The following is an 11228-nucleotide window of genomic DNA, read 5'->3' on the forward strand; positions in this document are numbered from 1 at the left end:
CAGAAGGCACTGCTGGTGTGGCTGCTCGAGCAGAACAGCCGGACTGCGCAGGGTGACGGGACTGTGCAGGGTGACGGGACGAGGCCGTGACCACCGCCCGGTCCGAGTCGGCGCGGTCGCAGACCGTCGCCCACACCCGGGCGGGCCGGCAGTCGCGGATCACCGCGCTGCTCGCCACCCACGAGGTGCGTAGCCAGCCGGAGCTGGCCGCGCTGCTCGCAGCCGAGGGTATCGAGGTGTCCAACGCGACCCTCTCCCGCGATCTCGAGGAGCTGGGCGCGGTGAAGCTGCGCGCCGCCGACGGCGGTGCCGGGGTGTACGTGGTGCCGGAGGACGGCAGCCCGGTGCGCGGCGTCTCGGGCGGGACGGACCGGCTCGCCCGGCTGCTGGGGGAGCTGCTGGTGTCCACCGACGCCAGCGGAAACCTGGCCGTGCTGCGCACGCCGCCGGGCGCCGCGCACTACCTGGCGAGCGCCCTGGACCGGGCTTCGCTGCCGGAGGTTGTGGGAACCATTGCCGGGGATGACACCATTCTTGTTATCGCCCGCGAACCGCGCACCGGTGCGCAGCTCGCCGACATGATCGAAAAGCTGGCCTGACGGGCCGATCGACGGCCCGACAACTGAACCTCTCGCCTCACGTACTGGCGAGGCTTTCCAACCTTAAGGAGCACAAAGACCATGGCTGAACGCGTCGTACTCGCCTACTCGGGCGGGCTTGACACCTCAGTGGCCATCAGCTGGATCGGCAAGGAGACGGGCAAGGAAGTTGTTGCCGTCGCCATCGATCTCGGCCAGGGCGGCGAGGACATGGAGGTCGTGCGTCAGCGTGCCCTCGACTGCGGTGCCGTCGAGTCGGTCGTGGTGGACGCTCGCGACGAGTTCGCGGACGAGTACTGCCTGCCGACCATCCAGGCCAACGCGCTGTACATGGACCGGTACCCGCTGGTGTCGGCCATCAGCCGTCCGCTGATCGTCAAGCACATCGTCGAGGCGGCCCGCGAGCACGGCGGCACCGTCGTCTCGCACGGCTGCACCGGCAAGGGTAACGACCAGGTCCGCTTCGAGGTCGGCTTCGGCGCCCTCGCGCCCGACCTCGAGGTCATCGCACCGGTCCGCGACTACGCGTGGACCCGCGAGAAGGCGATCAAGTTCGCCGAAGAGAACAACATCCCGATCAACGTCTCCAAGAAGTCGCCGTTCTCGATCGACCAGAACGTGTGGGGCCGCGCGGTCGAGACCGGGTTCCTCGAGGACCTGTGGAACGCGCCGACCAAGGACGTCTACGACTACACCCAGGACCCCACGGTCAACTGGAACGCCCCCGACGAGCTGATCATCAGCTTCGAGGCCGGCAAGCCGGTCGCGATCGACGGCAAGCCCGTCACCGTGCTCGAGGCCATCCAGGAGCTGAACAAGCGCGCGGGTGCGCAGGGCGTCGGCCGCCTGGACGTCGTCGAGGACCGTCTCGTGGGCATCAAGAGCCGCGAGATCTACGAGGCCCCCGGCGCGATGGTGCTCATCACCGCGCACCAGGAGCTCGAGCACGTCACCCTCGAGCGCGAGCTCGGCCGGTACAAGCGTCAGATGGAGCAGCGCTGGTCCGAGCTGGTCTACGACGGCCTCTGGTTCTCCCCGCTCAAGGACGCGCTGGACACCTTCGTCGCGAAGACCCAGGAGCGGGTCACCGGCGACATCCGCCTGTTCCTGCACGGCGGCGCCATCACCGTCAACGGCCGCCGGAGCCCGGAGTCGCTGTACGACTTCAACCTCGCGACCTACGACGAGGGCGACACCTTCGACCAGTCCTACGCCAAGGGCTTCGTCAACATCCACGGCCTGTCCTCCAAGGTCGCCGCGAAGCGGGATCTGGGCCTGTAACGATGGCCGAACACGGCACCAACGAGGGTGCCCTCTGGGGCGGCCGGTTCGAGTCCGGACCGGCCGCCGCCATGGCGGCGCTGAGCAAGTCCACGCACTTCGACTGGGTGCTCGCGCCCTACGACACGCGCGCCTCGATGGCGCACGCGAAGGTCCTGCACTCGGCGGGACTGCTCGGTGAGGCCGACCTGGCGACGATGCTCGACGGGCTCGAGCGGCTGGCGGCCGACGTCGCCAGCGGCGCGTTCACCCCGAGCGAGTCCGACGAGGACGTCCACGGCGCCCTCGAGCGCGGCCTGATCGACCGTGTCGGTCCCGAGGTGGGTGGGCGGCTGCGGGCCGGTCGCTCGCGCAACGATCAGGTGGCCACGCTGTTCCGGATGTGGCTGCGCGACGCGGTCCGCCGGGTGGCGGCGGGCGTGCTCGACGTCGTCGACGCGCTGGCCACCCAGGCCGCGGCCCACCCGGCCGCGGTGATGCCGGGCAAGACGCACCTGCAGGCGGCTCAGCCGGTGCTGCTGGCGCACCACCTGCTCGCACACGCGCACCCGCTGCTGCGGGACGTCCAGCGGATCGTCGACTTCGACAAGCGGGCCGCCGTCTCGCCGTACGGGTCGGGCGCGCTGGCCGGCTCGTCGCTCGGGCTCAACCCGGACGCGATCGCCGCGGAGCTGAACTTCGACGCGGCGGCGGACAACTCGATCGACGCGACGTCCTCCCGGGACTTCGCGGCGGAGGCGGCCTTCGTGCTCGCCATGATCGGCGTCGACCTGTCCCGGATGGCCGAAGAGGTGATCATCTGGAGCACACCGGAATTCGGGTACATCACGCTGGCCGACGCGTGGTCGACCGGATCGTCGATCATGCCGCAGAAGAAGAATCCCGACGTCTCGGAGCTGACGCGCGGCAAGTCGGGCCGGTTGATCGGCAACCTGACCGGCCTGCTCGCCACGCTCAAGGCGCAGCCGCTCGCGTACAACCGGGACCTGCAGGAGGACAAGGAGCCGGTCTTCGACTCGGTCGCACAGCTCGAACTGCTGCTGCCGGCGATCACCGGACTGGTCTCCACCCTCGAGTTCCACACCGAGCGGATGGCGGAGCTGGCCCCGGCCGGCTTCACCCTGGCCACCGACATCGCGGAATGGATGGTGCGCGAAGGCGTTCCGTTCCGGGTCGCGCACGAGGCGGCCGGCGCGTGCGTCCGGGTCGCGGAGGCGCGCGGGGTCGGGCTCGAGGACCTCACCGACGAGGAGCTGGCGGGCGTCGACCCGGCACTCACGCCGGGGGTGCGGGAGGTGCTCACCGTCGAGGGCTCGATCTCCTCGCGGGACGCTCGCGGTGGCACCGCCGGGGTCCAGGTCGCACGGCAGCTCGACGGTGTGCGTGAGTCGCTGGACACATTGCGGGGCTGGCTCACGCATTGATCGGCCCTGCGTGGCGGCGCAGAATATAGTGACCCCAGCGTGATCGTCGAGTCATTGGGGGCACAGTGGGTTGGTATCCGGAGGTTCTGAACGGTTCCGTGCGGCGGGTCGTCGCCACCGCCCAGAACGGTCTCGAGGTCATGCGGCTCGGTGGCCTCGAGACCGAAGCCCAGCCGTCGGAGTTCCGGGTCGTCGAACGCGAACCGATGTACCGGCTGCGCCGCTACTTCGCCGACGAGGCCGCCGACGTCGCACGGCCGCCGATCGTGCTCGTGCCCCCGATGATGATGTCCGCCGACGTCTACGACGTCACCCAGGACCAGGGCGCGGTCGGCATCCTGCACGGCATGGGCCTGGACCCCTGGGTGGTCGACTTCGGTTCGCCCGCAACGGAGGACGGCGGTTGGGACCGCACCCTGACCGACCACGTCGTGGCGATCAGCGACATCGTCGACCGGGTGCACAAGCACACCGGACGGGACGTGCACCTGTCCGGGTACTCGCAGGGCGGCATGTTCTGCTACCAGGCGGCCGCGTACCGACGGTGCAAGAACATCGCCAGCCTCGTCACCTTCGGCGCACCGGTGGACACGCTGGCCGCGCTGCCGCTCGGGATCCCGGCCGGCCTGGCCACCCGCGCCGCGGACTTCCTCGCGGACCACGTGTTCACCCGGCTCTCCATCGCGGGATGGATGGCCCGTACGGGATTCCAGCTACTCGATCCGGTCAAGACGGCGAAGTCCAGGCTGGACTTCCTGCGTCAGTTGCACGACCGGGAGGCGCTCCTGCCCCGGGAGCAGCAGCGCCGGTTCCTGTCCACCGAGGGCTGGGTGGCCTGGTCCGGTCCGGCCGTCGCGGAGTTGCTCCAGCAGTTCATCGTGCACAACCGGATGATGTCCGGCGGGTTCGTGATCGGCGACCGGCCGGTTTCGCTGGCGGAGCTGACCTGCCCCATCCTCGCCTTCGTCGGGGAGGTCGACGACATCGGTCAGCCGGTGGCCGTGCGCGGCATCCGGAAGGCCGCTCCGAAGGCGGAGGTCTTCGAGTCCACCTTGCGTGCAGGCCATTTCGGATTGGTCGTGGGGTCGCTTGCGGCCGCGCAGACCTGGCCGACCGCCGGCGAGTGGGTGCGCTGGCAGGACGGGTCGGGGCCGCGGCCCGAGGCCGTCGACGAGATGACCTGCGTGGAGCAGCCCGCCGACGAGACCGGCGTCTCGGTGAGCGACCGGATCCTGCACACCGGCGCCTCCATCGCGGAGGTCGGGGTCGGCATCACCCGGGGCGTCGTCGACGTCACCTCCCAGGCCGTTCGGGGCACCCGCGAGCTGTCCGTCGAGGCCGCCCGCGCGCTGCCGCGTCTGGTCCGGCTGGGACAGATCCAGACGAACACCACCATCTCGCTGGGGCGGCTGCTCGAGGAGGCCGGCGCCAAGTCTCCGCAGGGTGAGTGCTTCCTGTTCGACGACCGGGCGTACACCAACAAGTCCGTCAACACCCGGATCGACAACGTGGTGCGGGGGCTGATCCTGTGCGGGGTGCGTCCGGCGGCGCGCATCGGCGTGCTGATGGAGACCCGGCCCAGCGCGCTGACCGCGATCGCGGCGCTGTCGCGGATCGGTGCGGTCGCCGTGCTGCTCCCGCCCACCGCCGACCTGGTCGCGGCGGCCGAGCTGAGCGGGGTCGGGGTCGTCGTCTGCGACCCCGACAACCTGGCCGCGGCCGAGTCGCTCGGCGCCCGGGTGCTGGTGCTCGGTGGCGGCGAGTCCCGGCTGCTGGACACCCAACCGGACTCGGGCACGGTCGATCTCGAGCAGATCGATCCAGACGAGGTGGATCTGCCCGCGTGGTACCAGCCCAACCCCGGCCGTGCGAACGAGCTGGCCTTCGTGTTGTTCGGCCGGTCCGGCGGACGCCTGGAGGCCAAGCGGGTGACCAACTACCGCTGGGCGCTGTCCGCCTTCGGCACCGCCACCGCGGCCAATCTCGGTCGCGGCGACACCGTGTACTCCATTGCCCCGCTTTACCATTCGTCGGTCCTGCTGGCGACGCTCGGCGGCGCGATCGCGGGCGGTGCCCGGATCGCGCTGTCGCGGGGGCTGGACCCGGAGCGGTTCGAGGCGGAGGTGCACCGGTACGGCGTCACCGTTGTCGCCTACACCTGGACGATGATGCGCGAACTGGTCGACAACCCGGCCTTCGGCCTGGCGGGGAACCATTCGATCCGGCTCTTCGTCGGGTCCGGCATGCCGCGCGGGCTGTGGCTGCGCACCATGAAGCGGTTTGCGCCGGCGCAGGTGCTCGAGTTCTACGCCTCCACCGAGGGCGCGGTGGTGCTGGCCAACGTCTCGGGCGCCAAGCCGGGCTCCAAGGGACGGCGGCTGCCGGGCAGCACGCCCGTCCGGATCGCCGCCTACGACCCGATCGCCGGCACCTACCTCGAGGACGAGCGAGGCCTGGTCCGCGAGTGCGTTCCCGGCGAGGTGGGGCTGCTGCTCGGCCAGGCCACGGCGAGCGAGACCCTCGACGGCGCCCAGCGCGGGGTGTTCGCGGCCGGTGACGCCTGGGTGCCCACCGAGCACCTGTTCCGGCAGGACGCCGACGGCGACTTCTGGTTGATGGACGACCGGTCCACCGTGGTCCGGGCGCGGCGCGGGCCGGTGTTCAACCAGCCGATCGTCGACGCGCTCGGCGCCCTCGGCCAGGTCGACGTCTCGCTGGCCTACGGGATTCCGCTCGGCGAGGAGGAGTTGTCGGCGGTCGCGGTGCGGCTGCTGCCGGACGCCTCGCTGACCGCGTTGGACCTGACGGACGCCTTCGCGCACCTGGCGCCACGGCAGCGACCCGATCTCGTGCACGTCCTGCCCGAGATCCCGATCAGCAACTCGTACCGGCTGCGCCGCACCGAGATCCGGGCGACGGGCCTACCGAAACCCGGTGTGCGGTCGTGGTTCTACGACAGCGAGCAGGACAGGTACCGCCGACTGACCCGCGCGGTGGTGACCGAACTCCGGGAGCGGGGCAGTGCGGCGCTGACCGGGTAGCGACGGTAGCGTGGGCGCCGAGACATTCCGGTGACGAGAGGGATCTTCCGTGGCGCTTGACCCCACCCTGCTGAGCATCCTGGCCTGCCCGCAGGACAAGGGCCCGCTCCTGCTGGTCGACGACGAACTGCTCTACAACCCGCGGCTGCGTCGCGCCTACCCGATCGAGGACGGCATCCCGGTGCTGCTGGTCGACGAGGCTCGCGACGTAGCCGAGGACGAGCACCTGGCGCTCCTCGCCCGCGCGGAGTCGGCGCCGCAGCAGTAGCGCGGCGCGCTCAGCCGTCGAGGTCGCCGGTCAGGTAGTGCTGCAGGACCGGGCCGGCGAGGGCGACCAGCCGGTCGGCGGGCAGCGTCGCGATCGGGTCGATGCGCAGCAGGTAGCGCGAGAGCACGATCCCGGACATCTGGGTGGCGACCATCCCGGTGCGCAGCGGCGCGGAGCCGGGCGGCTGGTCCACTCGGCCGGCGATCTGACTGAGCACCACCTCCGTGATGAAGGTGCGGATCAGCCCCACCGACTCTCCGGTGAGCGCGGTGCGGAACGCGGCGAGCAGCGCCTCGCCCTGTGGCGAGTCCCACAGCGAGAGCACCACCCGGAGCAGGCGTTCACCCAGTTCGTCCGTCGGCGCGTCGAGCACGGTCGCCAGCACCACCTCGGGGTCCACGGGAATCGCGACGGCGGCCAGGAACAGCTCGCGCTTGGACCGGAAGTAGTGGTGGACCAGGGACGGGTCCACCTCGGCCGCGGCGGCGATCGACCGCACCGACGTCTGGTCGAAGCCCTGCTCGGCGAACCGGCTGCGGGCGACGGCGAGGATGTGGTCGCGGGTGGCCGGGCTGCCGGGGCGTCGACCACTGCGGGTGCCGGTGGTGGCCGGCCCGGTCACGGCGTCCGCCGGCGCAGCGTCGCGGCCGCCAGGCAGAGCGCGACCACGGCGAACCCGGCCACCACCGCGAGGTCGCGCCACATCAGCGCGGTCGCGCCCGGGTGCCTCGCCACCTGCTGCAGCGCGTCGACGGCGTAGCTCAGCGGCATCACGTTCGAGATCCATTCGAGCCACTGCGGCAGCTGGTCCCGCGGCACCAGCAGGCCGCAGAGGAACAGCTGCGGGATCACCACCACCGGCATGAACTGCACCGCCTGGAACTCGGTGCGGGCGAACGCGCTGCACAGCAGGCCGAGGGAGACGCCGAGGACGGCATCGACGACCGCGATCAGCACCACCCATCCGACGCTGCCGGCGATGGTGAGTCCGAGCAGCCCGAAGGTGACCAGGCAGGCCAGCCCGGCCTGCGCGGCGGCGGCCAGCGAGAACGCGGTGCCGTAGCCGCCGAGCAGGTCGAGCTTGGCCATCGGGGTGGTCAGCAGCCGTTCGAGGGTGCCGGACCCGCGTTCGCGCTGCATCGCGATCGAGGTGATCAGGAACATCACCACGAACGGAAGGATGCCGAGCATGGTGATCGCGATCCGGTCGAACAGCGGCGGCTGGCCCGGGGTCGGCGGCACGTTCACGTACAGGAAGTAGAGCAGGACCATCAGCAGCGTCGGAACCAGCAGGATCATCGCGACGGTGCGGTGGTCGCCCCGTAGCTGCCGCAGGATCCGCCCGGTGCTCGACGCGTAGATTCCGACGTTCATCGCGCGGCCTCCGATTCATGGGCGCGGATCAGGCTGAGGAAGGCGTGTTCGAGGCTCGACTCGTGGGTCTCCTCGCGCAGTTGCGCCGGCGTGAGCTGGGCCAGCAGCAGCCCCTCGCGCATGAGCAGCAGTTCGCCGCAGTGCTCGGCCTCGTCCATCACGTGACTCGACACCAGCAGCGTCACCCCGTCGGCGGCGAGATCGGCGAAGCGTCCCCACAGTTCGGCCCGTAGGACCGGGTCGAGACCGACGGTCGGTTCGTCGAGGACCAGCAGGTCCGGCTTCGCGACCAGCGCGCAGGCCAGCGACACCCGGCTGAGTTCACCGCCGGAGAGGTCGCGCGTCAGCTGGTCGGTGTGCGCGGTGAGCCCGACGGCCTCGATCGCCTCGGCGGCGGCCTGGCTCGACCGGCCGTACAGGGAGGCGAAGTACCGGACGTTGTCGCGGACCGACAGGTCGAGGTAGACGGTGGGGTTCTGGGTGACGTACCCGACGCGGCTGCGCAGGGGACGCGAGCCGGCGGGCAGCCCGAGGACGGTCACGGAGCCGGACGCCACGATCTGGGTGCCGACGATCGCGCGCATCAGCGTGGTCTTGCCGCAGCCCGACGGGCCGAGGAGTCCGGTGATGGTGCCGCGCCCGACGCGCAGGGTCAGGTCCCGCAGGACCTCCCGGCCGCCTCGCCGGACCACCAGGTTCCGGATGTCGATGGTGGCGTCGGCCGGGGGCACGGGGGCAGTTTGTCGGAGGGGAAGGGGAGCGGCGGTGGCCGCCCGTTCGTGGGCCGGTCCAGTCATCTTCGCCTCAATTCATCGAGCGATGAACTCATCGTCTGATGAATTTACCGCCGTCCGGTACCCGCGGTCAACGGTCGAACTCGGGCGGGAAAGCGCACAATCGCCTGGTGAGCGAACCCGCGCGGCAGTCCACCCGGAAGCGGCAGGCCCAGCGCGAACTGGCCCTTGCGGACCCGTTGAGCGCGGCGCACCTGGTCCTCGGCGCGCGGCTGAGCGTCGGGGAGGTGACCGTCCGGATCGTCGAGGTCGAGGCGTACGGCGGCGACGAGGCGGGTCCGTGGCCCGACCCGGCGGCGCACTCGTACCCGGGCCCGACCGCTCGCAACGCGGTGATGTTCGGTCCGGCGGGCCGGCTCTACGTCTACCGCAGTCACGGCCTGCACTTCTGCATGAATGTCACCTGTGCGGGCGACGGGGTTGCGGGGGCGGTACTGCTCCGGGCCGCCGAGGTGATTGAGGGGGAGGGTGTGGTCCGGTCGCGGCGCGGGCCCGGCCGGCGGCCGCGGGACCTGGCCCGGGGACCGGGGAACCTGGGCCAGGCCGTCGGGATCACGCTGGCGGACAACGGCTCCGAGTTGCTCACCGGTCGATCCCGGGTCCGGCTCGAGCTGGACCCGGCGGACGGTGCGTCGGCCGGGCCGAGGGTCGGGATATCGCGGGCGGCCGACCGGCCGTGGCGGTTGTGGCTTCCGGGATCGGCCGCGGTCTCGGCCTACCGGCGCAGCCCGCGTGCACCGGCACCGCCGGGTACGGGATGATCGAGCACGTGACTGCGAACATTATCGACGAACTGAGCTGGCGCGGACTGATCGCGCAATCGACCGATCTCGACGCACTTCGACGCGACGCCGATGCTGGTCCGGTCACCCTCTATGCCGGGTTCGACCCGACCGGGCCCAGCCTGCATGCGGGCCACCTGGTTCCGCTGTTGGCGCTCAAGCGCTTCCAGCTGGCGGGACACCGGCCGATCGTGCTCGCCGGCGGCGCCACCGGTCTGATCGGCGACCCCCGTGACGTGGGGGAGCGCACGATGAACTCCGCCGACACGGTGGCCGAGTGGGCGGGGCGGATCCGTTCGCAGCTCGAGCGCTTCGTCGACTTCGACGGCCCGGGTGCCGCGATCGTCGAGAACAACATGAACTGGACCGGGAAGCTCTCGGCCATCGACTTCCTCCGCGACGTCGGCAAGCACTTCTCCGTCAACGTGATGCTGGCGCGCGACACCGTCAAGCGCCGGCTCGAGTCCGACGGCATGTCCTACACGGAGTTCAGCTACATGCTCCTGCAGGCGAACGACTACCTGCAGCTGCGCCGCGAGCACGGCTGCACGCTGCAGGTCGGCGGGTCCGACCAGTGGGGCAACATCATCGCCGGTGTCGAGCTGAACCGGCGGGTCGACGCCGAGTCGGTGCACGCCCTGACCGTTCCCCTGGTGACCTCGTCGGACGGCAAGAAGTTCGGCAAGTCCACCGGCGGCGGCAGCCTGTGGCTCGACCCGGAGATGACCAGCCCGTACGCCTGGTACCAGTACTTCGTGAACACCGGCGACGCCGACGTGGTCAAGTACCTGCGCTGGTTCACCTTCCTCGACGAGGCCGAACTGGCGGAGCTGGAGGCCGAGACGGCCGAGCGTCCGCAGGCCCGGACCGCGCAGAAGCGTCTCGCCGCGGAGATGACGACGTTGGTGCACGGCGCGCACAACACCGCCGCCGTCGAACTGGCGAGCCAGGCGTTGTTCGGTCGCGCCGAGCTGACGGACCTCGACGAGCCGACGCTGGCCGCGGCGCTCCGGGAGGCGTCGGTGGCGCAGGTCCGTCCGGGCGACGCGACCACGATCGTGGACCTGCTGGTCGCGAGCGGGCTGTGCGAGAGCAAGGGTGCCGCCCGCCGCACGGTCAAGGAGGGTGGGGCCTCGGTGAACAACGGGCGGATCAACGCCGAGGACTGGGAGCCGCAGACCACCGACCTGCTGCACGGCCAGTGGCTGGTGATCCGGCGAGGCAAGCGGAACTTCGCCGGCGTCCAGGTGCTGCCGGCGTGACCGCCGGCCCGGGTGGTGCGAGTCACAACGACGTAATTCGTCCGGATTCGCACCATCCGGGCGCCGGTCGAGGCGTTCACCTGCGGTGATGTCGCTTGGTCCGGCGGTGACCTGGGGATTTGCGTCCGGGTTCACGCTCACGTAACTTTTGTCGAGTCAGAGCGACACGGACACCGACCCGGACCGAGAGGTACGGGACACGAGGTAGGACGTCGAAAGCCTGACAAGAACCCCTTTCAGCCAGAAAATCCAGTCGGTTTGCGCCGGCGGCAGTGATGAGTTAGGCTGGAAAAGTTGCCCCGGAACACCGAGAGAGCTAATCTCGGGTGTGAAGGTGTGTGCGTGTTCTTTGAGAACTCAACAGTGTGCCGATGAATGTCAGTGCCAAATTATTTGGTACTCC

10 protein-coding genes are annotated in these 11228 nt (G+C 70.5%); 7 read left to right on the top strand and 3 right to left on the bottom strand.

Annotation, left to right across the window (positions count from 1 at the left end):
• Positions 1-86 precede the first annotated feature (86 nt).
• From AC1DWC_RS26055 to AC1DWC_RS26075, 5 genes are all read left to right on the top strand, one after another.
• The gene (locus tag AC1DWC_RS26055) at positions 87-599 is read left to right on the top strand and encodes an arginine repressor (RefSeq protein ID WP_072845567.1); all 513 of its coding nucleotides are present in this window, start codon (positions 87-89) and stop codon (positions 597-599) included.
• A gap of 81 nt (positions 600-680) precedes the next feature.
• On the top strand, positions 681-1880 hold the full coding sequence (locus AC1DWC_RS26060; protein ID WP_477912708.1) for an argininosuccinate synthase: 1200 nt from the start codon (positions 681-683) through the stop codon (positions 1878-1880).
• A 2-nt stretch (positions 1881-1882) separates the two neighbouring features.
• Positions 1883-3304, top strand: coding sequence for an argininosuccinate lyase (gene argH, locus AC1DWC_RS26065; protein ID WP_477912710.1), 1422 nt, complete (start codon positions 1883-1885; stop codon positions 3302-3304).
• A gap of 65 nt (positions 3305-3369) precedes the next feature.
• Positions 3370-6345, top strand: coding sequence for an AMP-binding protein (locus AC1DWC_RS26070; RefSeq protein WP_477912712.1), 2976 nt, complete (start codon positions 3370-3372; stop codon positions 6343-6345).
• A gap of 49 nt (positions 6346-6394) precedes the next feature.
• Positions 6395-6613, top strand: coding sequence for a Trm112 family protein (locus AC1DWC_RS26075; protein ID WP_072845563.1), 219 nt, complete (start codon positions 6395-6397; stop codon positions 6611-6613).
• A gap of 10 nt (positions 6614-6623) precedes the next feature.
• On the opposite strand, the gene AC1DWC_RS26080 is transcribed toward AC1DWC_RS26075, so the two are convergent.
• From AC1DWC_RS26080 to AC1DWC_RS26090, 3 genes are read right to left on the bottom strand one after another with little or no spacing between them, the layout of a single operon-like run.
• Positions 6624-7235, bottom strand: a complete 612-nt coding sequence (locus AC1DWC_RS26080; RefSeq protein ID WP_072845679.1) for a TetR/AcrR family transcriptional regulator — start codon at positions 7233-7235, stop codon at positions 6624-6626.
• Entirely contained in the window at positions 7232-7987 is a 756-nt protein-coding gene (locus AC1DWC_RS26085; RefSeq protein ID WP_072845562.1) for an ABC transporter permease, read from the bottom strand. The genes AC1DWC_RS26080 and AC1DWC_RS26085 overlap by 4 nt, the downstream gene beginning before the upstream one ends.
• A complete protein-coding gene (locus AC1DWC_RS26090) occupies positions 7984-8718 on the bottom strand; it encodes an ABC transporter ATP-binding protein (RefSeq protein ID WP_477912715.1) in 735 nt (244 codons plus the stop codon). The genes AC1DWC_RS26085 and AC1DWC_RS26090 overlap by 4 nt, the downstream gene beginning before the upstream one ends.
• A gap of 173 nt (positions 8719-8891) precedes the next feature.
• On the opposite strand from AC1DWC_RS26090, the gene AC1DWC_RS26095 reads away from it, so the two are divergent.
• Both AC1DWC_RS26095 and tyrS read left to right on the top strand, forming a co-directional pair.
• Positions 8892-9542 carry a DNA-3-methyladenine glycosylase gene (locus AC1DWC_RS26095; protein WP_477912717.1) on the top strand — a complete coding sequence of 217 codons (651 nt, stop codon included), beginning with the start codon at positions 8892-8894 and terminating at the stop codon, positions 9540-9542.
• 8 nt (positions 9543-9550) lie between these two features.
• A complete protein-coding gene (gene tyrS / locus AC1DWC_RS26100; RefSeq protein WP_477912719.1) occupies positions 9551-10825 on the top strand; it encodes a tyrosine--tRNA ligase in 1275 nt (424 codons plus the stop codon).
• The last annotated feature ends 403 nt before the right edge of the window (positions 10826-11228 follow it).

The sequence above is a fragment of the Rhodococcus sp. P4_C10 genome, from assembly GCF_056402135.1.

Excerpts from the sequence above, each read along its gene's own strand:
- AC1DWC_RS26085 (WP_072845562.1), bottom strand. The coding sequence starts at position 7,987 with ATGAACGTCGGAATCTACGCGTCGAGCACCGGGCGGATCCTGCGGCAG.
- AC1DWC_RS26060 (WP_477912708.1), top strand. The coding sequence starts at position 681 with ATGGCTGAACGCGTCGTACTCGCCTACTCGGGCGGGCTTGACACCTCA.
- argH (WP_477912710.1), top strand. The coding sequence starts at position 1,883 with ATGGCCGAACACGGCACCAACGAGGGTGCCCTCTGGGGCGGCCGGTTC.